Origin of the sequence: Sphingomonas oligophenolica (assembly GCF_006438955.1) — a bacterium.
GTDB lineage: Bacteria > Pseudomonadota > Alphaproteobacteria > Sphingomonadales > Sphingomonadaceae > Sphingomonas > Sphingomonas oligophenolica_A.
Map to the genome: position 1 here is coordinate 1 of NZ_RCZK01000020.1, position 22,076 is coordinate 22,076.

General features: G+C 63.6%; 27 protein-coding genes and 1 pseudogene. 10 read left to right on the forward strand and 18 right to left on the reverse strand.

What is annotated here, in order from left to right:
- Together EAH84_RS14685 and EAH84_RS14690 are read left to right on the forward strand one after the other, a co-directional pair.
- A partial coding sequence (locus tag EAH84_RS14685; protein ID WP_140871468.1) for an integrase core domain-containing protein occupies positions 1–233 on the forward strand: 233 nt, incomplete at its 5' end.
- A gap of 140 nt (positions 234–373) precedes the next feature.
- Entirely contained in the window at positions 374–829 is a 456-nt protein-coding gene (locus EAH84_RS14690) for a PA2169 family four-helix-bundle protein (RefSeq protein ID WP_140872739.1), read from the forward strand.
- Between the two features lie 52 nt (positions 830–881).
- Here EAH84_RS14690 and EAH84_RS14695 read toward each other — a convergent pair whose 3' ends face one another.
- Genes EAH84_RS14695 through cyoA form a run of 7 tightly spaced genes read right to left on the reverse strand, consistent with a single transcriptional unit; the run spans position 882 to position 7,542 of the window.
- The gene (locus EAH84_RS14695) at positions 882–1,412 is read right to left on the reverse strand and encodes a response regulator transcription factor (RefSeq protein ID WP_194150412.1); all 531 of its coding nucleotides are present in this window, start codon (positions 1,410–1,412) and stop codon (positions 882–884) included.
- Positions 1,405–2,727 (reverse strand): ATP-binding protein, encoded by a 1,323-nt coding sequence (locus EAH84_RS14700; protein WP_140872740.1) that lies wholly within the window; start codon positions 2,725–2,727, stop codon positions 1,405–1,407. The genes EAH84_RS14695 and EAH84_RS14700 overlap by 8 nt, the downstream gene beginning before the upstream one ends.
- On the reverse strand, positions 2,724–3,410 hold the full coding sequence (locus tag EAH84_RS14705; protein WP_140872741.1) for an SURF1 family protein: 687 nt from the start codon (positions 3,408–3,410) through the stop codon (positions 2,724–2,726). Before EAH84_RS14705 ends, EAH84_RS14700 begins: the two co-directional genes overlap by 4 nt.
- Positions 3,407–3,802, reverse strand: coding sequence for a cytochrome o ubiquinol oxidase subunit IV (gene cyoD / locus EAH84_RS14710; protein ID WP_140872742.1), 396 nt, complete (start codon positions 3,800–3,802; stop codon positions 3,407–3,409). Before cyoD ends, EAH84_RS14705 begins: the two co-directional genes overlap by 4 nt.
- On the reverse strand, positions 3,799–4,422 hold the full coding sequence (gene cyoC / locus EAH84_RS14715) for a cytochrome o ubiquinol oxidase subunit III (RefSeq protein ID WP_140872743.1): 624 nt from the start codon (positions 4,420–4,422) through the stop codon (positions 3,799–3,801). The genes cyoD and cyoC overlap by 4 nt, the downstream gene beginning before the upstream one ends.
- A complete protein-coding gene (gene cyoB, locus EAH84_RS14720) occupies positions 4,419–6,425 on the reverse strand; it encodes a cytochrome o ubiquinol oxidase subunit I (RefSeq protein ID WP_140872744.1) in 2,007 nt (668 codons plus the stop codon). Before cyoB ends, cyoC begins: the two co-directional genes overlap by 4 nt.
- Positions 6,426–6,438: 13 nt before the next feature.
- Entirely contained in the window at positions 6,439–7,542 is a 1,104-nt protein-coding gene (cyoA, locus tag EAH84_RS14725) for a ubiquinol oxidase subunit II (protein WP_140872761.1), read from the reverse strand.
- 157 nt (positions 7,543–7,699) lie between these two features.
- Between cyoA and EAH84_RS14730 the strand changes: the two genes are divergently transcribed.
- The 5 genes from EAH84_RS14730 (at position 7,700) to EAH84_RS14755 (ending at position 12,823) form a co-directional block, all read left to right on the forward strand.
- A complete protein-coding gene (locus EAH84_RS14730; protein ID WP_140872745.1) occupies positions 7,700–9,076 on the forward strand; it encodes an MFS transporter in 1,377 nt (458 codons plus the stop codon).
- Positions 9,077–9,323: 247 nt separating this feature from the next.
- Complete coding sequence (locus EAH84_RS14735) at positions 9,324–9,638, forward strand: hypothetical protein (RefSeq protein WP_140872746.1); 315 nt, start codon at positions 9,324–9,326, stop codon at positions 9,636–9,638.
- A gap of 156 nt (positions 9,639–9,794) precedes the next feature.
- On the forward strand, positions 9,795–10,100 hold the full coding sequence (locus EAH84_RS14740; RefSeq protein ID WP_140872747.1) for a hypothetical protein: 306 nt from the start codon (positions 9,795–9,797) through the stop codon (positions 10,098–10,100).
- Between the two features lie 1,182 nt (positions 10,101–11,282).
- On the forward strand, positions 11,283–11,711 hold the full coding sequence (locus EAH84_RS14750) for a globin domain-containing protein (RefSeq protein ID WP_140872749.1): 429 nt from the start codon (positions 11,283–11,285) through the stop codon (positions 11,709–11,711).
- 86 nt (positions 11,712–11,797) lie between these two features.
- Positions 11,798–12,823: a GGDEF domain-containing protein gene (locus tag EAH84_RS14755; protein WP_140872750.1), complete on the forward strand. Its 1,026-nt coding sequence runs from the start codon at positions 11,798–11,800 to the stop codon at positions 12,821–12,823.
- A gap of 11 nt (positions 12,824–12,834) precedes the next feature.
- Here the strand turns inward: EAH84_RS14755 and EAH84_RS14760 are convergent, their stop codons facing one another.
- The 5 genes from EAH84_RS14760 to EAH84_RS14780 all read right to left on the reverse strand — a co-directional run bounded on the left by EAH84_RS14760 (position 12,835) and on the right by EAH84_RS14780 (position 16,534).
- On the reverse strand, positions 12,835–13,053 hold the full coding sequence (locus EAH84_RS14760; RefSeq protein WP_194150413.1) for a hypothetical protein: 219 nt from the start codon (positions 13,051–13,053) through the stop codon (positions 12,835–12,837).
- 270 nt (positions 13,054–13,323) lie between these two features.
- Complete coding sequence (locus EAH84_RS14765) at positions 13,324–13,557, reverse strand: hypothetical protein (protein ID WP_140872751.1); 234 nt, start codon at positions 13,555–13,557, stop codon at positions 13,324–13,326.
- Positions 13,557–13,769, reverse strand: coding sequence for a hypothetical protein (locus tag EAH84_RS14770; protein ID WP_140872752.1), 213 nt, complete (start codon positions 13,767–13,769; stop codon positions 13,557–13,559). Before EAH84_RS14770 ends, EAH84_RS14765 begins: the two co-directional genes overlap by 1 nt.
- Positions 13,770–13,915: 146 nt before the next feature.
- A complete protein-coding gene (locus EAH84_RS14775; protein ID WP_140872753.1) occupies positions 13,916–14,275 on the reverse strand; it encodes a hypothetical protein in 360 nt (119 codons plus the stop codon).
- A 303-nt stretch (positions 14,276–14,578) separates the two neighbouring features.
- Positions 14,579–16,534: a hypothetical protein gene (locus EAH84_RS14780; RefSeq protein ID WP_140872754.1), complete on the reverse strand. Its 1,956-nt coding sequence runs from the start codon at positions 16,532–16,534 to the stop codon at positions 14,579–14,581.
- 1,188 nt (positions 16,535–17,722) lie between these two features.
- Between EAH84_RS14780 and EAH84_RS14785 the strand changes: the two are divergent.
- Positions 17,723–18,064 (forward strand): annotated as a pseudogene (locus EAH84_RS14785) (integrase core domain-containing protein); the annotation flags it as partial.
- Between the two features lie 80 nt (positions 18,065–18,144).
- Here the strand turns inward: EAH84_RS14785 and EAH84_RS14790 are convergent.
- The 6 genes from EAH84_RS14790 to EAH84_RS14815 are packed head-to-tail and all read right to left on the reverse strand — an operon-like array spanning position 18,145 to position 21,459.
- On the reverse strand, positions 18,145–19,041 hold the full coding sequence (locus EAH84_RS14790) for an MBL fold metallo-hydrolase (protein WP_140872755.1): 897 nt from the start codon (positions 19,039–19,041) through the stop codon (positions 18,145–18,147).
- 30 nt (positions 19,042–19,071) lie between these two features.
- On the reverse strand, positions 19,072–19,857 hold the full coding sequence (locus EAH84_RS14795; protein WP_194150414.1) for a sulfite exporter TauE/SafE family protein: 786 nt from the start codon (positions 19,855–19,857) through the stop codon (positions 19,072–19,074).
- Positions 19,854–20,270 carry a TIGR01244 family sulfur transferase gene (locus tag EAH84_RS14800; RefSeq protein WP_140872756.1) on the reverse strand — a complete coding sequence of 139 codons (417 nt, stop codon included), beginning with the start codon at positions 20,268–20,270 and terminating at the stop codon, positions 19,854–19,856. Before EAH84_RS14800 ends, EAH84_RS14795 begins: the two co-directional genes overlap by 4 nt.
- Positions 20,251–20,712, reverse strand: a complete 462-nt coding sequence (locus tag EAH84_RS14805; protein WP_140872757.1) for a DUF6691 family protein — start codon at positions 20,710–20,712, stop codon at positions 20,251–20,253. Before EAH84_RS14805 ends, EAH84_RS14800 begins: the two co-directional genes overlap by 20 nt.
- Complete coding sequence (locus EAH84_RS14810; RefSeq protein ID WP_140872758.1) at positions 20,706–21,140, reverse strand: YeeE/YedE family protein; 435 nt, start codon at positions 21,138–21,140, stop codon at positions 20,706–20,708. Before EAH84_RS14810 ends, EAH84_RS14805 begins: the two co-directional genes overlap by 7 nt.
- A complete protein-coding gene (locus tag EAH84_RS14815; protein WP_140872759.1) occupies positions 21,133–21,459 on the reverse strand; it encodes an ArsR/SmtB family transcription factor in 327 nt (108 codons plus the stop codon). Before EAH84_RS14815 ends, EAH84_RS14810 begins: the two co-directional genes overlap by 8 nt.
- Positions 21,460–21,576: 117 nt before the next feature.
- On the opposite strand from EAH84_RS14815, the gene EAH84_RS16450 reads away from it, so the two are divergent.
- Positions 21,577–21,780, forward strand: coding sequence for a hypothetical protein (locus EAH84_RS16450; protein ID WP_241656637.1), 204 nt, complete (start codon positions 21,577–21,579; stop codon positions 21,778–21,780).
- Positions 21,781–21,876: 96 nt separating this feature from the next.
- Positions 21,877–22,076: chloride channel protein (locus tag EAH84_RS16455; RefSeq protein ID WP_277753737.1), on the forward strand; the 200-nt coding region annotated here is incomplete at its 3' end.

Consider the following 22,076-nt stretch of genomic DNA (forward strand, 5'->3'; position numbering starts at 1 on the left):
CCATCAGTATGGACGGCAAGGGCTGCTGGCGCGACAACGTGTTCGTTGAGCGCCTTTGGCGCTCGGTGAAATACGAGGAGGTATATCTGCACGCCTACGCATCGGTCCCCGAGGCCCGCGCCGGCATCGGCCGATACTTCGCATTTTATAATGGCATCCGGCCGCACTCAGCTCTTGGCGGCCGCACGCCCGACCAGATATACTTCGACCAGCCGCTTCTCGCAGCGGCATGATCAACCAGCGGCGATCCACTTATCCAAGCCGCGAGCCTGTGCAGACGACCGGAGCCACCTCTGTCCGCGTCATTCGCGCGGACCTTTTTTGTAAGGTGTGGCGTTTTATCCGTTCAACCAACTAGCGGAGAAATAAGCCAATGACCGATACCAGCCATGACATCCGCACGCTCAACGGCCTGATCGCGACGACGATAGACAGCGTCGACGGCTATACCGATGCTGCCAAGGACGTGAAGAACGGACGGTTCGCGACGATGTTCACCAGCCGCGCCAGCGAACGCCGCAAGGCTGCCACCGATCTGCAGGCGGTCGTCAGCCGCCTGGGGGGCAATCCCGAGGACGACGGCACGATTTTGGCGGGCGCTCACCGCACCTTTCTCGATCTTAAGGCCGCGGTGACGGGGCATGACGACAAGGCGATCGTCAACGAGGTCGAACGCGGGGAAGATCATATCAAGGCCAAATTCGAAGATGCGCTGAAGGACGATGCGCTGGGTGCGGAGGTCAAGACCGCGATCCAGAGCGCATGGACATCGGTGAAAGCGGGTCACGACGAAATGCGCGACCTCAAGCATTCGATGGAAACTAACTGATTTGAGATGGGGCCTCGCTGCTTGGCGGCGGGGCTCCATGCCACGCGCCCGTTTAGACGATGCGGCGCTTTTCCAGTTTCCGGGCGAGCGTACGGCGGTGCATCCCCAGCCGCCGCGCGGTTTCCGACACGTTGAAGCCGGTTTCGGCAAGCACTTCGTTGATCCGTTCCCATTCGATCGTCTTGATCGAAGTCGGCCGGGTGCCGATCGCGACGTCGGGATCGCCGATCGCCATCCCGAACGCGCGTTCGATGTCGTCGGTGTTGGCGGGCTTGGCGAGGTAGGAAGTAGCGCCCAATTTGATCGACTGGACCGCGGTGGCGATGCTCGCATAGCCGGTGAGGACGATGATGATCGTCGACGGATCGTGCGCGTGCAGCGTCTCGACGCAGGTCAGGCCCGAGGAATGCGCGAGCTTCAGGTCGACCACCGCATAGGCGGGGGTACGCGTCGCGAGCAGCGCGTCGGCTGCGGCCGGGCCGTCGGCGACGACCACCTCATAACGGCGGCGCTCGAACGAGCGTTGCAGCGTTCGTGCGAAGGCGGCGTCGTCCTCAACGATCAACAGCAGCGGCTTATCCATGATCGTCCGCCAGACTGATCGCGACGAGCGGGAGCCGCAGCGTGACCTCGGCACCGGTGCCGTCCGAGAGGTTATGCGCCGCCAAGGTGCCGCCAAGCTTGCGCGCGACATTGCCGACCAGGAATAAGCCGAGCCCGCGACCGAGTTCGACCTTGCTGCTGTTGTACGGCTTGCCGAGATTGGCGAGCTGATCGGGGGCGAAGCCCGAGCCTTCGTCGCGAACGCTCAGCGTGAGGGAATCGTCGATACGCGCGAGCGTGATGTCGATGCCTCCAGGCGATACCTCGGCGGCGTTGTCGAGCAGGTTGAACACCGCCTGTTGCAGGACGACGTCGGACGCGATCGGGACATCGGGACCGAATGCATCATGGTAGCGGGCGTGCACGAAATCGCGCGCCGCGGCCCAATCGGCGACGACGCGATCGAACAATGCGCGTACCGTGGTCGCGGCGGACTGTTCGCCCCGCGCATCGCCCGACGACAGCAGGATGCTCGTTACGATCGCCTTGCAACGCTGGACCTCGGCCTGCATCTCCTCGACATCGCGGACCAGATCGGGGTCGCGCGCGATCGCATCGATCCGCCGCCAGTCGCCGAGGATCACCGACAGCGACGACAACGGCGTGCCGAGTTCATGCGCCGCGCCCGAGGCGAGCATGCCGATCCGGACGATATGTTCTTCCTCGTCCGCCTGGCGCCGGATCGCGACCAGATGCGCGTCCTGCGCGCGCAAATTGCCGTTGATCCGGGTGACGAACATCACCAGCAGCACCGCGACGAGCGCGAAGCACACCCACATCCCCTGGATATGGAGCGCGAACAGGCTGCGATCGAAACCGGCGGGGAGCACGATCGGACAATAGATCGCGGTGAGCAGCGCAAAGGCGAAGCTGGTCGCGACGACGAGCGCCCAGCTTGACCAGCGAGCGAGGAGGACCGAGCCGAGCACAACCTGGAGCAGGAACAGCGAGACGAAGGGATTGGTCGCGCCGCCGCTGAAGTAGAGCTGTGCCGAGAGCGCGGCGACGTCGAGCAGCAGCGCGCCGAACAGCTCGCCGTTGGTGATGGTGCGGCGGCGGCGCATCAGCGCGATGCTCGCCAGATTGAGCATGACGAGCCCGGCGAGCACACCCAGCATCGCGACCAGCGGCAGCGCGATCCCGAACGCGAATTGGGTCAGCAGGATCGTCGCGAGCTGCCCCGCCACCGCGAGCCAGCGCAGCTGGACAAGCTGGAGCATGTTGTCGTGCCCCGCGCGGTCGCCGACCTGGACTGGGACGGGGACCTGGGCGGCGACGGGTGTCCCCGCGATCATCCGCGCCGCCGGTCGCGGCGGAGCGAGGTGATCCAGTAGAGAAGGCCCGCGGCGGTCATGATCGCCAGCGTATACCATGTGATCGCGTAGACGAGGTGGCTGTTCGGAAACGACACCACCGTCAGCCCGCCGACGGGCTGGCTGGTCGCGGCGGGTGCGGCATCGGCGTCGATGAAATAGGGAGCGAGGCGGAGCCGATCGGCGTGCGCGATCGCGGCGACGTCGCGCGAATACCAGCGGTTTGCGGCGGGATCGTTGTGGCGCAGGAAACCCCCGCCGGGTTCGGTCAGGCGGAGCAGCCCGGTGACGGTGACCACCCCCGGCGGCGGCGCGGGCGGCGCGCGACCGGGCACATAGCCGCGGTTGATCAACACGGTGCCGTTGGGACTGGCGAGCGGGGTCATGACCCACCAGCCCGGCCCGCGCACCGTCGACGCCTGAACCAGCGTGTCCTTGTCCGCGAGATAGCGCCCGGTCGTGCGGACGCGGCGGTATTCGTCGTCCTTCCCCGCGGTGGTGGGGGCGGGCACCGGCGCGGCGTGGATCCGCGCGTCGACCCGCGCGATCAGATCGAGTTTCCACGCGCGCCGATGGACCTGCCAGGTGCCGAGCGCGATCAGCCCGAGAATCGCGGCGATCCACGCCGCGCCAACCACGGCACGCAAGACGCGGGTGCGCGTCACCCCATGTCGCTCGCGGCCTGCATCGGCATCATGTTGGCGTTCATATGGTACATCACCCAGAGCGAGCCGCTGAGCGCGATCCCGACGATGACGATCGTGAACAACAGCGCCATGATCGACCAGCCCCCCTCCGCACGACGGTTCATGTGGAGGAAGAAGATCATGTGGACGACCATCTGCACCGCGGCGAACGCCATGATCAGCAGCGCGGTCGCTTGTTTGCCGAGCGTCAGCGTCATCACCAGCCAGAAGGGGATCGCGGTCAGCACCGCCGACAGCGCGAAGCCTACCCAATAGCCCTTGCGCGAGCCGTGCGATTCCTCGTCGTCGTGCGCGTGGTCCTGCGGACCAGCCTCGACATGCCCAGCAGTGTGTAAGGAGGGGGGGCTCATCGCAGCATTCCCATCAGATAGACGAAGGTGAAGACCCCGATCCAGACCACGTCGAGGAAGTGCCAGAACAGCGACAGGCACATCAGTCGCCGCCGGTTGGCGGGGATCAGCCCCTTCATCTGGACCTGCACCATCAGCACGACGAGCCAGATCAACCCGAAGGTGACGTGGAGCCCATGGGTGCCGACCAGCGTGAAGAACGACGACAGGAACGCGCTGCGCTGCGGCCCCGCGCCCTCCATGATCAGGTGGGTGAATTCGTAGAGTTCGATCCCGATGAAGGCGAGGCCGAACAATGCGGTCACCGCGAGCCAGCCTTGAGTCGCGCCGCGCCTGCCCTCGGTCATGCTCAGCATCGCGAAGCCGTAGGTGATCGAGGAGAACAGCAGCATCGCGGTGTTGACCGCGACCAGCGGCAGTTCGAACAATTCCTTCGGCCCCGGCCCGCCCGCGTAGCTGGTGCCGAGCACGCCATAGGTCGCGAACAGCATCGCGAAGATCAGGCAATCGCTCATCAGGTAGAGCCAGAAGCCGAGCATCGTGCTCGACCCTTCGGGGTGGTGCGGTTCCTCGGCTAGATGGAACTGGTCGCGGTCGAGCGGGACGACGGGGGCGGTCATGCTGCTGCTCCCACGAGGCGGGCGGTGCGGGCGTCCTCGATCGCGGTGACCTCGGTCGCGGGGATGTGGAAATCGCGCTTGTAGTTGAAGGTATGCCCGATCGCGACCGCGAGGATGCCGACGAAGGCAAGCGCGGCGAGCCACCAGACGTACCAGATCATCGCCACCCCGAACGCGACGCTGAGACCGCCCAGGATCATCCCGGTACCGGTGTTGCTCGGCATATGGATATCGGCATAGCCGTTCACCGGGCGCTGATAGCCGCGCGCCTTCATGTCCCACCACGCATCATTGTCATGGATGACCGGGGTGAACGCGAAATTATAGTCGGGTGGCGGCGAAGAGGTCGACCATTCGAGCGTGCGACCGTTCCACGGATCGCCGGTCGGATCGCGCAATTGCTCGCGGTCGCGGATGCTGACGTAGAACTGCATAAGCATCGCACCAATCCCGATCGCGACCAGGAACGCGCCGAACCCGGCGATGATGAACCAGATCTGCAGGCTGGGGTCGTCGAAGGTGCGCAACCGGCGCGTCACGCCCATCAGCCCCAGGACATAAAGCGGCATGAACGCGAAATAGAAACCGATCACCCAGAACCAGAAGCTGACCTTGCCCCAGAACTGGTTGAGCTTGAACCCGAACGCCTTGGGCCACCAGTAATTGATCGCCGCGAACGCGCCGAACAGCACGCCGCCGATGATCACGTTGTGGAAATGTGCGACCAGGAACAGCGAATTGTGGAGCACGAAGTCGGCGGGCGGCACCGCGAGCAGCACCCCGGTCATTCCCCCGAGCGTGAAGGTGATCATGAACGCGACCGACCACATCATCGGCAGTTCGAACCGCACCCGGCCGCGGTACATCGTGAACAGCCAGTTGAAGATCTTCGCGCCCGTCGGAATCGAGATGATCATCGTCGTGATCCCGAAGAAGCTGTTGACGCTGGCCCCCGATCCCATCGTGAAGAAATGGTGGAGCCAGACGAGATACGCGAGCACGGTGATGACCAATGTCGCATAGACCATCGAGGTGTAGCCGAAGAGCCGCTTGCCCGAGAAGGTCGAGACGACTTCGCTGAACACCCCGAACATCGGCAGGATCAGGATATAGACCTCGGGGTGGCCCCAGATCCAGATCAGGTTGACGTACATCATCGGGTTGCCACCCAGCGTGTTCGTGAAGAACGCGGTGTCGGCGTAGCGATCGAGGCTGAGCAGCGCGAGCACCGCGGTGAGCACCGGGAAGGCGGCGACGATCAGGATGTTGGTGCACAGCGCGGTCCAGCAAAAGATCGGCATCTTCATCATCGACATGCCGGGCGCGCGCATCTTGACGATCGTCGCGATCAGATTGACGCCGGACAATAGCGTGCCGATACCCGCGATCTGGAGCGACCAGATATAGTAGTCGACTCCGACCCCTGGGCTGGCGCCGATCCCCGACAAGGGTGGCATCGCGAGCCAGCCGGTCTGCGCGAATTCGCCGACGAACAGGCTCATCATGACGATCGCCGCGCCCGCGCCAGTCATCCAGAAGCTGAAATTGTTGAGGAACGGGAACGACACGTCGCGCGCGCCGATCTGGAGCGGGACGACATAGTTCATGAGGCCCGTCACGATCGGCATCGCGACGAAGAAGATCATGATCACGCCGTGCGCGGTGAAGACCTGATCATAATGATGCGCGTTGAGATAGCCTTCGGACCCGTTGAACGCCATCGCCTGCTGGGCACGCATCATGATCGCGTCGGAGAACCCGCGGAGCAGCATGACGATGCCGAGGATCATGTACATGATCCCGATCCGCTTGTGGTCGACCGTGGTGAACCATTCCTTCCACAGGTAACCCCACAGCTTGAACCAGGTCAGCGCGCCCAGCAACGCCGCGCCGCCCAGCGCGACCGCGACGAAGGTGGCGACGACGATCGGTTCGTGGAGCGGCAGCGCCTCGATCGTGAAGCGACCGAGGATCGGGCTGACGGTGGGGATCGAGGGGGTCATCGGCAGGGCCATTTCAAAGCGGGCGCTTGGCGGGAATATGCTGGGCGTCGGGGGAGGACGGCCCACGCTGGGGAATCGCGGCGGGATTGGCAGGGGGCGGCCCGCCCGCATCAGTACTGGTGAGCGGCGATTGCGGGCGGGGGCCGATCGGCGTGGCGCGGCCCTTCTCATCCGCCATCGCGGAGGGGTCCGCAGCATCCATCTTCATCATGCTGCTCATGCAGACTGATCCGGCGATCACGCAGTGGTTGACGATGGCGTGGAACAATCCCGGCGCGACGCGACCGAAGCGCATCACCGGCGCGTTGACGGTCGGCTTTTCGAGCGTCAGATAATTGGCGCGGGTCAGCGGGGTCGCCGACGCCTGATTGCGCGCGACCCAGGCGGTGAACCCGGCATCGGTCATCCCGTAGAAGCGGAACCGCATCTGCGAAAAGCCCGCGCCGCTGTAGTTGGACGAGAAACCCGCGTAATTCCCCGGGCGGTTGATCACCGCGTGGAGCTTCGTCTCCATCGTCGGCATCGCGTAGATCATCCCAGCCAGCGTCGGGACGTAGAACGCGTTCATCACCGACGACGAGGTAAGGCGGAATTCGATCGGGCGATCGACCGGCGCGGCGAGTTGGTTGACGGTCGCAAAGCCGTATTCGGGATAGATGAACAACCATTTCCAATCGAGCGCGACGACCTGAACCTCGAGCGGCTTGGCATCGGCGGGAACGGGGCGGCCCTTCGCGATCCGCCCGATCGGGCGATAGGGATCGAGCAGATGCGCGCCGGTCCACGTCACCGCGCCAAGGCAAATGACGATCAGCAGCGGCGCCGCCCAGATCAGGAGCTCAAGCTGGGTCGAATGATCCCAGTCAGGTTCGTAGCGCGCCTCCTTGTTACCCGCGCGGTATTTCCACGCGAAGATGCCGACCAGCGCGATCACCGGGATCACGATCGTCAGCATCAGCACCGTCGCAAAGATGACGAGGTTGCGCTGTTGCAGCGCGACGTCGCCCATCGGGTTCATGACGACCATGTCGCACCCGCCGAGCAGCGTCAGGGTGGCGAGCGCGGGGATGACGTGCAACGCGGTGTGCGCAGGACGCGAGCGCAGCGCGGCGCGCATATGGCGTACGGATGGTCCGGGGACTGGCATGGCGATGATCTAGGCCAAAATGCTGCGTTGCGACATTGGACATTTTGTCCAATGTCATCGGCAGCGTATATAAGGCACATGACGCATCGTGGCCGATCGAGTTCCCCGGCCCAGGAAGACCGAGCTGATGACTGCCCCCACCGGCACCTATGCCCCCGCTGCCGCCGATTCCGGTTCCCAACAGGCCGAGCACGACGCGCGCGTGATCAACGCGCGTGACGGGGCGCGTAACGGGCAGCGCCACGGCGAGATTCGACCCAGCGAAATCGCGATCGGGGTGATCATCGGCCGCACGTCCGAATTCTTCGATTTCTTTGTGTATGCAATCGCATCGGTGCTGGTCTTTCCCGCGCTGATCTTCCCCTATGTCGACCGGCTTACGGGCACGTTGTATTCGTTTGCGATCTTTTCGCTCGCCTTTATTGCGCGGCCGATCGGGTCGCTGATCTTCCTCCGAATCGACGCGGCGCTCGGGCGGGGTACGAAGCTGACAATCGCGTTGTTCCTGCTCGGCGGGTCGACCGCGGCGGTCGCGTTCCTGCCCGGTTACGAGACGATCGGGGTATGGGCGGCGATCCTGCTCGGCATTTTCCGGATCGGGCAGGGCATCGCGCTCGGCGGCGCGTGGGACGGGCTCGCCTCGCTGCTCGCGCTCAATGCGCCTGAGAACCGGCGCGGCTGGTACGCGATGATCCCGCAATTGGGCGCGCCGCTCGGGCTGATCGTCGCGAGCGGGCTGTTCGCCTTTTTCCTGACTTCGCTGTCGTCGGCCGACTTCCTCGAATGGGGTTGGCGCTATCCGTTCTTCGTGGCGTTCGCGATCAACGTCGTCGCGCTGTTCGCTCGGCTGCGGATGGTGTCGACGCCCGATTACACCGCGCTGTTCGAGAGCAAGGATCTCGAACCATCGCGGGTCGGCGACACGTTGAGAAGCGACTGGCGCAACATTGTGATCGGCGCGTTTGCGCCGCTGGCGAGCTTCGCGCTGTTCCACATGGTGACAGTGTTCCCGCTATCCTGGGTCACACTGTTCACCGCGCAGCGCCCCGCGCGGTTCCTGATCATCGAAATCATGGGCGGTGTCGTCGGGCTGGTCGCGGTGGTCGCATCGGGGCTGCTCGCGGATCGCGTCGGGCGGCGCTATCTGCTCGGCGTGTCGGCGGCGGGAATCGCGGCGTTCAGCGGCTTCGCACCGCAACTGCTCAACGGCGGCGATGTCGGCGAGATCGTGTTCATGGTGGCGGGGTTCGCGCTTCTGGGGATCGCGTTCGGGCAGTCGTCGGGCGCGGTCGCCGCCAATTTCGCGACCGCGCGGCGCTATACCGGGGCGGCGCTGACGTCGGATCTGGCGTGGTTGATCGGCGCGGGATTCGCGCCGCTGGTCGCGCTGCTGCTCGCGAGCCGGTTCGGGCTGCTCGCGGCGGGAGCGTATCTTCTGTCGGGTGCGCTCGCCACGCTGGTGGCGCTGGGGATCAACAAGGAGCTCGGGCGGCGGCTATCGTGATCGCCGCGTAACTGGTCCGCTGCGTAAGGGGCAGGCGGTGATGGAGGCCCGAGCCGGAATCGAACCGGCGTGCAAGGATTTGCAGTCTTGATACTGGCAGTTCCGGGGCGTTCCGAACGATACCTAGCACCTTGATTCACAAGCGGGTTCACGGCACGTTCCCCTTCCCGAATGTTCCGCGAACGTCTGTGTAATTCCGGGCGCAATCACACACGAATTACATCGGGCGCGCCGTAGGAGGCAGGCGATGCAGACCTATCTGGTGCGTTTGAATGAGGCCCAACACCATCCCCGTGAGATTGTTGGAATTTTTGCGGCTAGCAGCGACGAGCATCTAGCGGACATGATCGACGAGTGTTGCGACGTGGACTCCATCGAGATTGCCGACCTTGGGGCAGGGGGGCTTTATTGGTCAGGACCGGTCGAGGTCACACTTCCGTTGACCTACGATAGCGAAACCGGAGACGGGCTCCGCTTGCCTCCCGATCCGAGCATAAGCGAGGACTGGCATCAGATATTCTACGACGCGGACACGTTCTGGCGGGCGCTTGAACCGGTTTAATCCGCTCGTGACCACGACGGCACGCTTGACCGGGGACGCGCGCCGCACGCGCTGCATCGATACCGCTCACGCACCGCTGGCACCTTCTCCCGGGGGGATGCTAGTCGACTTGCGGCGTTGCGGAAATATTAAGGTTTCGGATCGTTATAACCGGTGATGCGCTTCATTGCCTTTGCCCTCGTCAGCATTTTAATGCTCTCGTCGGCGGTGGATCATGCCGATCAAGTTACGTCCCCGATCCTCCCTCTTCGGGAAGAAGCGCTCAGCAACGATACCGTCGTGTGTAGTGCGTGCGATGCCTCTCCCAACGCGATAGCCGACCCGATCAATTCGTCGGCTGTCGATCTCACGGAATTTACCCAGAGCTTGGCTCAAAGTGGGGTGAAGCCCACCGTTGGATTTTTCCCGTCCCAAAAATATTGGGCTCAGGACGCCAATGCGGTCGAGGTTGAACGCCGTTGAACTTGATCCGCAAGCCTAACTGTATAACACGGGCGCGCAACTGATGACCCTGAGATCGGTGCCCCGTCTGGTCGTAGTGACATGTTACTGTCCCAGACGAGGCACCGCGGGCCCGTCGCCGTGACGATACCCACCGCTGACGCTAGGTGATCAATTGCTAACCCTGCGTAAATCTTGTCGACGGCTCGCGCGGATCAGCGCGGCAATCAGATCTAGCGCCCTCCTGGGGACCGATCGGGTTCTCCGCAGCGCAAAGTTAGAACGCTCGCTCGCTGCCCGGCGGTAGAGCGCGCTAAGGCGATCATCGTGTGAGAGGTCGGAAATGCGCGGAGGCGCGAGATTTGCCTTGTTCATTTTTGCTCTCAGGTTACGGACGCCCGCTACGATCAACCGATGATGGGGGAACACCTCTGTGTCCGGTCCGATCTATGCGTTACCGGTCGACAATCGCCGGTGGTCGCCTTTGTTCCGACTCCCGTCTCCGCTGGGGAGCAGAATCACGCTCCGCTGCCGCTCATTGAGACAAGTGCCGCGCGCAATGCCATCACGCGATCACGTGACGACGCCTCCAGTCTTCCCCACGCGAGCGCCGAGCGGTCGCATCCCCTCTCGATCCATATGCGCTCCGCCAAGCCATCCAGTTCCTGCACGGTGGGCGACCGGCCCGTCGACACGCAATCGATCAGCACAACGGACGTTGCCTGACATGTCGCGTCCAACCGGCTCGGACGATACTGGCGCTGAGCCGCGCATATCATTCTATTCGTATCCCAGAACGAACCTCCCTGCGTTAATCCTCGCAGCACACCGATTCGCAACGCTCCCCGGTTAACGCGGTGCGGTGCTCAGCTTTCTCGTCCTGTCAGACATCGAGACCAAGGCTCGGGGGCAGGCGCAGCTAGCGGCGCTTGCGACATGCGAAGAGGTGCGCCGAATGCATGAGCAGCTCGAGCAGTTCTATCGCACCCCGCTGTGTGTCAGACTAACCGCAGATCGGCTGGCATCGTCGCGGGAGCGGTGAAACGATATTCATTTGACCGCGAAGGGGATCGGCATAGACTGTCCATGTCGCCACGGAACATGGAAAACACCATGCGAAACCGTCTTCTCGCCGTCGCCTCGGCCCGCATGGTCGCCCATTCTGTACCCGCGCCCTGTGCTGCTGATTGAAGAAGGTCCTCGTTGTACATTTCTGCATCCCAAGGTCAGACCATCGTCGACAGCTATGATCTTATCCGAGCTCACGAGGTAAATTATTCTCAGATTTTTTATGACCGCTTGCTGCACGATCACCCGTTCGCGCGAGCTTTGTTTCCCGACGATATGACACATCAAGTCAATGTATTCCGGGAAATGATAGATGCGCTGGTTAGCCAGATAGACGACTTGTCGGCCCTACAGCCTTCCTTGACGGATCTGGCGAAACGGCATGTCGCTTACGGCGTTAAGGCATGGCATTACGAAGTAGTCGGGGAAGGGCTTATTGGCTGTTTCAGCGATGTCCTCGCCGATCGATTCACGACCGCCATGCGTGAAGCGTGGGAAGCCCTCTACTCAGCGACTGCTGGCGCGATGATTGCGGAGGCCTATCCCAAAGAGCAGAGTTCGTAGTCCTCAGCGCTAGACGAAGCCATCGAGAGCACGGTTAATTCACGTTTTGGTTATAGGGCGGAGGCTGATCAACCCGAGTAGCCTGTATGTTCATGCGCAACCGTCCGAATGCGTCAGCCTCGACTGTGCTGGCGGAGCCCGCCGAGGGAATCGGGTACGACGTGCTCCGCTTCCTCAACGAGCAGGGTCTCGAACACACTCCCATCAATTATGCATTGATATGGCGCCTCAAGGCCGACCGCCGCAGCCTCACCGCCATAGCGGTCGACAGCATTCTGATGGATGGCCGAATGCTCACCCAGGCCGACGTCGATCGAATCACGGCTGCAGAAGCCAAGCGCGGGAATGCGGTCGATTCCGCCGAGGACCGCGATCGAGAAGCGCTTCGACATCAGACCCTGCGTCTGGCCGATCTCACCGCTGATGCCACTGCTCAATCGTCCGAGTTTGGCCGAGATCTCTCGACCGGCCTCTTCCATCTCGCAGGTGGCCCCGACTCGATTGAGAAAATCGTCACCGCGATGGTCCAGCGGACGCGCGGCATCGAAGCCCAACTCACTGCTGCCTCGCAGGAGATCGAGGAGCTTCGAGAAGAAGTCGAAACGATACGGGACGACGCACACAGGGACGGGTTGACCGGACTCTTGAACCGGAGGGGTGTTCTCCAGGAACTGGAGCCGCGGCGGCGCTCCGCCGCGGGTGTGCTCGCCATGTGCGATGTCGACCATTTCAAGTCGATCAACGATCGCTTCGGTCATGGCGTAGGCGACCGGGTGCTCAAGGGCGTCGCCGCCTCTCTCTCAGAAAGCATGGGTGTCCACGTCGTCGCGCGATGGGGCGGCGAAGAATTTTTGATCATCGCCGATGGCGTCGACACGATTCAATCGACGAGACTGCTCGAACAGGCTTGTCAGGACCTGGCCGCCCGGTCGTTCAAACTGCGCGAGACGGATGAGCCACTGGGCACCGTCACTGTGTCCATCGGCGCGGTATCGCTCATCGGACGGTCGGTCGAGGACGCGATAGAAGCCGCCGATCGAATGCTTTACACCGCGAAACGCGAGGGCCGAAACCGGGTCGTCATCGACAAAACTTCGGGACCGGCGGCGTAAAGCATATGCGTTTATGGAAGTCGCTTGAATAAGCCGCCGCCCAGCACGTCCAAGCCCATTACCTCGAGCCCGCGCTTCCCGTCCTGCTCGCGGACGACAAATGCCCGCCCCTTCGGGCGCAGCTCGACCGGATCGAACCGGTTATCCATCAGCTTCGGATTGAGCCAGCCGCCGCCGAAGCGTTCGAACAGGGTTTCAGGCTCACCGCGGTTGCGGGCGCGGTTGCACATCTACCCGAGCCGCGGCCAGCGATGCCTAGCAGCGACACGACGCAAGGCGACACTCCCGCCAACAATGCTGGCGAGCAATGCCGCTATCACAACTAAACCCAGTTCCTGTGCCATGTCGATGCCCTGGCGGCGCCGTCCCCACGGAGTCGCCCTCGGCAGTCTACTAGCAATGGCCCCGCCGGGTGAGTCCCAAACGGAGACGATCATCAAAATTCGGCGCTTTGACGGGCTGCGGTCGACGTTCAAATTATGCGAGCGCCCCGGCGGACCTTACTCCCTTTTGGTGCCATCGGGGCGCACTCTGAGATCGGTCAATTTGGGAACTGGTGTCCACCGCGCCATCAGGGCGCGAACCAAGCCACCATCCCGGAAGTACGCCTTGTGCCATTGCGCGCCGCGCCGCTTCTCCCGTCGGTCAAACCAGAAATAGGCTATCGTTGCCGCCACGAATATAAGTGCGAGCACCGCGAAAATGGCCTTATCGGAAGCGCTGAGATTCAGCATCAGAGGTCCAATCCGCGTCGCTCTATTTCGGACAGCAGTTCGCGCGCTCGCGGCCCTTCACCATCGGTTTGCTCGTAGGCGGTCAGCACCGCAGCATCATCCATCTCGGCAACAGGCTGGCGTCGTTCGCCGACCCTGCGGTCTTCGTTCGAATAATACGGATCATCCGCTTGTCGGCGATCGGATGCGCGTCGATCATCATTATCTGACATCGATACCCTCTTAATCCGACTCCGCACCAGGACGGGCCGGAAGGACAGCATATCCCAATGAACGATGGGCGCTAGATGTCCCGTGGCATAGGTAGCGCTTGCGCCATCAGGTCACGGATCAACGCGCTACGGCCAGCGACGGCGTATCAGTGAGCGTCGTGAGGGTCAGCGACCGAGGGCGTCGCACCGGCACGCGGCATGGATGGCCTCGCATCCTGCGACGGCGAAGTCTGCGCCCGCGCTTCAAGCGCACTCACCCTCGCGTTGAGGACGGCAACTTCGCTTGCGTCCATCTTCGCTGACAACGCGTCGACCTGATTTTCCAGCGCCGAGATACGCGCATCGGTCGCGTCGTGCTGTACGTCACCCATGATTGCAGCAACTTGCGCGCGACCCGCCGCATCTGGTTCGACCGCCTGGGCGTTTACGGGGTCCGCGGCGCGCTTCTCACAGGCGCTCAGCCCTAAAATTAGCAGCGCTGGCAGAACGGTTTGGCGATACGTCATGGGTCGATTTAGATGGCGAAAGCGTCATTGCGCAAGAGCGAGAGGCAACGTCAGCCCGCCTGCCAGAGCAGCGAGCTTACGAGCCGGTTCGCCTATCGTGCGACAGGGGTCGGGTGTATGACCAAGGGGAGATGAGGGCGTTCACATCCTTTCTGGCCACGATGCGCCGAGCCGCGGTGCTAGTCATCTACGCGCCCTTCCTGCTGGCGCTGGCGATCGTCATTTATTTGGTGGTCATATGGCCCAGGAGCCGGTTTGTCCGCGATCGAAGCGACCGCACGAGCCTGTCACCAGTCGATTAGCTCACGGCTGGACCACGAATCCTGGCGGCGGTGGCGGGATATTCGGTCCACGCCGACCCCGGGTTTTTCCACCCTTCACCCCGCGGCGCGCTTTTGCGATGACGCGATGCGCTATCTCCTGCCGTGTATCTGCGTCGCCTTGCGCCCATGCTGGAGTCGTCGTCGCCTCCAGCATCGCATTGCGCACCGCAGGACCAGCAGCCGCCCGGTACCGATTATAGTCTATCGCGCTCATATCGCCGCGGCTTGGCTGTCCCAAGGTGACGCCGTTCGCGATCATGTCATTGACGACGGGATCACGCCTCGCGGTGGAGGTCCAGATTGGCGAGATGATGTCCGGACCCAACCCACCCTCTGCGGTTATCGGTTTGCCGAACACATCGAGCGCAGGCGGTAGACTCGACGATAGGCCGGGGATGCGCGAGCGAATGCGATCAATCGGCCCGCGTGCTTCGCGCAGGATCGGATCGTTCACCCGCGCCATCTGGGCAACCACGTTCGGCACGGCGATGCCGCCCGCCGTGCGCGACAGGAAGCTTTGCAGATAGCGGTCGGGATCGTTCACCGCTTCCAGGCCCGCACTCAGGCCCGAAAGCCACGTCTTCGACGACAAGTTGTTAACGACCGCGGCGGCGACCAGCATGGCGGAGTGCTCCCGCTGCTTGTCGGTCATGTGCTCGCCCATATCGGCGATGTCCGCGACCGTCCCGATGGTGGTCGAGAACGGATCAAGCCGGGTGTAGCTGTAATAGCGATCCCCAACCTTTAACGAATAGGGCTGCCAGCCGTCCGCCAGCATCAGGCGGCGCGCGTTGTCGTCGGCAGGCCCACCGCCGGTGATCTTCCCCGCAAGAGCCATCTCGTACATCGCCGCGCCGAACCCGGTGCCAACCATCATTCGCGCGAGAGCGAGATCGCGGCTCGCACCACCAGCCGCAACTTCCTTGCGCCACTGGCGCATCATGGGCGCGATAGGCGAGCGTTCGGCGGCAAATGAGAGCAAGTTCACCGGCGTGCGGATGAACGGCAACAGCAGCTTGGCGATCGGGTGACGCTGTGTTCCCCGGCTCACGCCCGCGGCGAAGCTGTCGGTCGGTAGCGGACGCTGGAACGTGACGTAGCGCCCGTAGTCCATCGCGCGTTGAAGCATGCCGTCCGAAGGGTTGCTCGCCAGTTCAGCGGCACGAGCCTTCGCGGCATCGCCCTTCAAGCCTTCGCTGCGCGCCTTGCGAACCGCGAGCCCGGATAGCTCCATGCGGCGGGCAATACCCTTGAACAGCTCATCCTCCGCGGACAGCAACCGGGTTGGCGTCCGGATGACGGAGCCCAGCTTGCCGCCGATCGCGTGCATCTGTTCGGTCTCGACCTTGGTAATCGGGTCGGAACTGTGGCCGGTGACGAACGAACGTGCCGCCTCGCGCATCCCCTCCCGCGTCCCCTGGAGCAACCCCGTTGCCCGTGCGCCAAGCTCGGAGAACAATACCGCGTCGGTTTTACGCTGGTTGGGAATCGCGCGACGGATCGCACCGACGCCAGCGGCGACGGCGTGCTCGGGAACCTGCGCCAGCGCGGTGAGGGTATTGGACAGGATATTGACCGCGTGCGTCTGCGGACCCGACAGCAGCGAGTTAATGTAAAGCTCGACCGCCTTGTCCCGCCAGCGTGGCAGGAGCGAGCGGAGCGCGAACTGATTGATCCCGCCAGGACCGACCCCGACCTTCTCCAGCTCGACTAGCTTCTCGGCTACGTCCTTCATCCGGCCCGACCCGCCGAGCACGTCGCCCAGCGCGGACGCGGTGCGGGCGTCGCGGCTATCGGCCACCATGCGGAACGATTGCAGCAGGCGACCAGCTTCCGCCGTCATCCCCGATACCTGTTCCTGAATCGCGGCGTGCCTGATCCACGCGGACTTGAACGCGGCTTCCAGATCGTCGCCGGGATTGTCGACCCGCGCCATGCGACGAGCGAGATTGACCATCTCGGTTCCCGACTTGGCGAGGAACTGACGCGCCGCCAGCGCCTGTTCGGCATTGAACGCCTCGCCCTTGCGACGGGCGAGCAGATCGCGCGTGGTCATCCCCAGATCGTCGGCAAGGTTCTTTGTCTCGGCGTGCGTGATGCGACCACGGCGAGCAGCATCGAACCCGCCCGTGACGCGATCGGTCTGGACGAGCGCGCGCTTGATCGCCTGCGGGCTGTCGAGTTTATCGAGACGGATGTTGCCCGCGAGGTTCGGTGTATTCTCACCCCATTCCTCATAAGCATGGACCGGCGGCGCATTGGCTTCCAGGTCGGCCATCCCGACCGGCTGGCCGTGATCGTTGACGAGGGGCGCGCCATTTTCCTTGGCGTTCAGCACATCACCACGCTGGCGACGCGCAGCATGAAACGCGTCCAGTTCGGGCAGGTCCGAAAACCGGAATGCGCGATTGTTCCCCGTGTGCGTCTGATTGAGCGTGTCGAGAAATTCAGCCACGTCGGGACGCTCGGCATGGTCGGGGAAAAACCCCGCTTCCCACGCTGCGTGCGCCGCATTGTCATAGGTCATGCCGTCGTTGTTCACGAGCGGACCGTACCGGTTCTCGCCTTCCGCGAAGTCCATGCCCTTCCGAGGGGCATTGTCGATGCCGTAATGCTCCAGTTCGCGACCCTGAGCCTTGATACCGCCCTGAGAGCGCAGCCACGTCACCAGATCGGCGGGGCCTCGCTTGGGCAGCATCGTGCCGGTGTTCGCGTTCGGCAGCGCGTTAGGGACGAGCCCTGCATCTTCGCGGGGGGCCTTCACCGGGTCGAACCGACCCGCCTCAATACGCGCGGCCTCATCGATGCCGTCGACCGTGTTGGCGGGGATCGGCATCACATCGGATGGATTGAGCCGGTCGGCTGCGGCGCGGCGCTCGGCATCGGTCGCGGGGTCGAGCAGCGGGCGAGGACCAGCGTTCACATCGATACGGTCAGGCTGGCGAGGCGCGCCCATGTCGGGTCCGACGATGGAGGGGGATTCGATGTTCGACCGCATCGGCGCGATGTCGGTTCGACCGACGCCATCGACCGGCAGGTTGGTCTCCGACGCTGCCTTGGCGGTATCGAATGCGCCATCGGTGAAGTCATTGGCGGTACGCTCGCCATTGCGCCCAGCGAGCCGCGAGAAGGGCTTGCCGACCGCCTTGGCGATGACAGGGGCCGCAACGCCCGTACCAACGCCCAGCGCCAGTCCTCCGCCTTCACCGCCGTCCTCCACCGCGAGCAGATCGCCATCAGTATGGACGGCAAGGGCTGCTGGCGCGACAACGTGTTCGTTGAGCGCCTTTGGCGCTCGGTGAAATACGAGGAGGTATATCTGCRCGCCTACGCATCGGTCCCCGAGGCCCGCGCCGGCATCGGCCGATACTTCGCATTTTATAATGGCATCCGGCCGCACTCAGCTCTTGGCGGCCGCACGCCCGACCAGATATACTTCGACCAGCCGCTTCTCGCAGCGGCATGATCAACCAGCGGCGATCCACTTATCCAAGCCGCGAGCCTGTGCAGACGACCGGAGCCACCTCTGCAGCGTGATCGCTGATCTCAGTCATCATCAGGAACGGACGCAAAGAAGTTGAGTGGTATTTTCAGATACGAGCGACCGTCGCTTTCGGGCTCCGGCAAACGCCCGCCGCGGATGTTGACCTGCAGCGCCGCCAGCATGAGGTCCGGCAACGGCAGCGTCGCATCGCGTTCGGCGCGAGTTTTGACAAACGCCTCTTCGCCGATCCCGTCGTGCACATGGATGTTCTCTGCCCGGTGCTGCGCGACGGTTGCCATGCACTGCGGCTCGCGCCCATCCTTGCCATAGTCGTGGCCCACAAACAGGGCTGTGTCGCCTGCCAGGTCGAGGAGCTCGCGGATGCTGCGATACAGGGCGTGCGCGTCGCCCCCTGGGAAATCCGCGCGGGAGCTGCCGCTGTCAGGCATCATCAGCGTGTCGTGAACAAATGCAAAGCCGTCGAACACGTAGCTGATCGATGCCAGCGTATGGCCCGGAGAAAACAGGACGCGGGCTTCCAGCTCGCCAACGCGGAAGGTGTCGCCGGCCCCGAACAGCTGGTCCCACTGGCTGCCGTCTTCGGGTAGGTCGGGAAGGCGGTAAATGTCCTTCCACAGTTTCTGGACGTCGACGACCTTCTTCCCGATCGCCCGCCGGGCTCCGTACCTCTCGCCTAGATAGGGTGCAGCGGAAAAATGGTCCGCGTGTGGGTGGGTGTCGAAAATCCACTCGACCGTCAGTCCTTGGTCCCGGACGTACGCAGCGATGTGATCGGCGTTGCGCGTGCTCGTCGCCGCCGCTTTCTCATCGAAGTCGAACACGGGATCGACGATGGCAGCCGCGCGGGTCGCCTTGTCAGTAACGACGTACTGATAGCTTCCCGTCTTCTTGTCGTAGAACGCCGCAATGATGGCGTTTTCACGGTCGAAGATTTGCATATTCTCAAGTCCCGGATGGTCGATGATTGATCAGCCGAACGCGGCTGCGCTCTTCCAGAGCATGTACGCGGCCACCGCGAAGATCAGCCCTGCAAAGATCGTCGTCAGCCGCCCTGTCGTCCCGGCCAGTCGCTTGGCGAGCCGTGCACCGAACACGCTACCGAGCGTGCCGCCAGCAACGAAGATGAACGCCAGCGGCCAGTCGACGAAGCCGGACAGGGCATAGTTGAACGTAGTCGTCAGCCCAAAGGCCGTAACCGCGACCAGTGATGAGCCGACCGCGTTAATGATGGGCATTTCCGTCGAGGCCATCAATCCAGGAACGATCAGGAATCCGCCGCCGATCCCGAAGAATCCGGAGAACGCGCCCGTCCCAAGGCCGTAGCCAAACACTTTTGGGGCGTTGCGGGCGTCGCACGTGGCAGCAGGGTCGCCGTTGGTTTTGCGCCCCCGCACCATTGCAATGCCGACGACAACCATGACGATGGCGAACAGGAACAACAGCTTCTGACCGTCGATCGCCTTACCGACGCTGGAGCCGGCAAATGCGCCCACGACGCCTGCGCCAGCGAACATGATCGCGCACCGCCACCTGACTGTGCCGGCGCGGGCATGGTTGACCACACCCATTGCAGCAATGGCGGCGACTGCGAATGCGCTCGTTCCAATCGCCAGATGCGGATTGGGGACACCGACCAGATACACGAGCAGCGGCACCGCAAGGATCGACCCGCCGCCACCGACCAGCCCGAGCACGAAGCCGACCAGCGCGCCCGAGCCGCCACCCAATATATATTGAAGCGGTTCGAGCATCATACTGGTTGTAAGCGCGGGCGAAGCGCCTCGAGATCGTAGCCCGCACTGCGCGCGGTGTTGATCAACGTATCGGGAGCAACCTTGCCGGACTGCGCGAGTGCCCAAAGCGTTGCGGCACGTGTGCCACTGCGACAATAACCGAGGGCAGGGCCGGGCTCCTCGGCGAGCGCGCGGACCATGGCGGCCGCCTGGCCATCGCTGACAGTGCCGGGCACGACCGGTATATGAATGAACGCTAGTCCATGTTCGCGCGCGGCCGCTTCGATTGTTGCCGCCGAGGGCTGGCCAGGCTCCTCGTCATCGGGCCGGTTATCGATGATTGTCCGAAACCCCTCCGCGGCCGCGGTCGCGACATCATGGGGCGTGAGTTGCGGTGACGCGGACAGGTTCGCGTCAAGCCTGTTGAACGGCATGTTTCGGCTCCTTGAGTTCGGGTGTGCGCGAGCAATTCAGGCGGTTGACGAGCATGCCGCCGAGCATTGCCACAACGAACGCAGCGGCAGGGAGCGGCCGCACGGCCAGATCGGCGATGCCGGGCCCCGGGCAAAGTCCGGCGATCCCCCAGCCAACGCCGAACAGAACCGCCCCTCCGACGAGCCTTCGGTCGATCGTTGACGTTGCGGGCAGGTGGAAGCCATTACCGACGAGCGGCCGATCGAGCCGCGCTTTGATCCGCCAGGCGACGATCATCGGTAGAATCGCGCCCACCATCACAAAGGCGAGCGTCGGGTCCCAATCTCCCGCCACGTCGAGGAATGCACGCACCCTCGCTGGGTCCGTCATGCCGGAGACGGCCAGACCCGCGCCGAAGATCAGGCCCGACAGCAGCGCTACCGTGGCGGACCGCGCTACCATGACACGCCGAGCCACCGCATCGCGGTCACGGTCGTGATGCCCGCCGCCATGAAGATCGCGGTAGCGGCAAGCGAGCGCGGGGACAGGCGCGAAACGCCGCAGACGCCGTGGCCACTTGTGCACCCCGAGCCGAGCCGCGTGCCGATACCGACGATAAAGCCCCCGACCGCGAGCGTCAGGATCGAGGAGGGGAAGCGGGTCTCGATCCGACCGAGCACCGCCGACACCAACCACGCACCGAGCGGCAGTCCGATCACGAAGGCTGCGGCGATGAGGCGCGGAGCGCCTGCGTCCGAAATACCCGCCGCGCGCGCAGCCAGTCCACTGACCCCCGCGATCCGCCCCGCACCCAGCAGCATCGCCGCGGCCGCCACGCCGATCATCAGGCCGCCAATCAGCCCATGGACGAGGCTCGCCGGGTCAATCATCGCGGCCGAGATCCGGGCAAAAGAGATCGTGGAGCAGTGCTAGCACCTGCGCGACCTTGGGATCGCGAACGCGGTAATGGATCGTCTGGGCCTGACGGCGGGTCTCGACCAGCCCCTCGTCGCGCAGCTTGGCGAGATGTTGCGACAGCGCGGACTGACCGAGGCAGACCTTGTCCGCCAGTTCGCCGACCGACAACTCCCCCGCTTCGGTGAGATAACACATGATCAGTAACCGATTTTGGTTCGACAGCGCCTTGAGCAGCCCGACGGCTTGCCCCGCCTGGTCGCGGAAAATATCGAGGGACGGTATGTTATCCATAAGAAGCCTCTAATTTAGTGATATCTAATATTGTGTCAAGGTACCTGGTGGCTCGTCGGATCGCGTGCACAGCTCCTGGCCTTGACGAACGTCCAAAAAGCGAGGTTTAGGCGCCGGGTGCGACGTCCCGCGAAACTCCTTTTACGGCTCTTTGCGCGGCGGCAGCGGCGCTTTCTGCGGGAAAGCGAGGCCGCGCTCATCGTTCTGGCCGCGCTCGTTGGGCTCGGTGCGGGCTTATCAACCAACGTGCAGCAATGGCTCGCGCATTCCATTCAGCGGATCCTTTACGGCGTGACGGTGAACCGGCTCAGCGCGCTGTAATCGATTCACCATCCCTGGCGACTTCTTGCGCTGCCGATCGGCGGCCTGCTGCTGATCGCGCTCGGGCGCGGGCTGCGAAGCAGGTCACGCTCGCCGATCGACGTCGTCGAGGCCAATGCGTTGCATGGCGGGCGGATCCCGGTCACCGACAATCTGATCATCGCCGCCCAAACGATCCTGTCCAACGGCGCGGGCGCATCGGTCGGCCTAGAGGCGACCTATGCGCAGATGGGCGGCGGCATCGCATCGGCTGTTGGCCAGTGGCTGAAATTGCGGCGCAACGATCTGCGGACTCT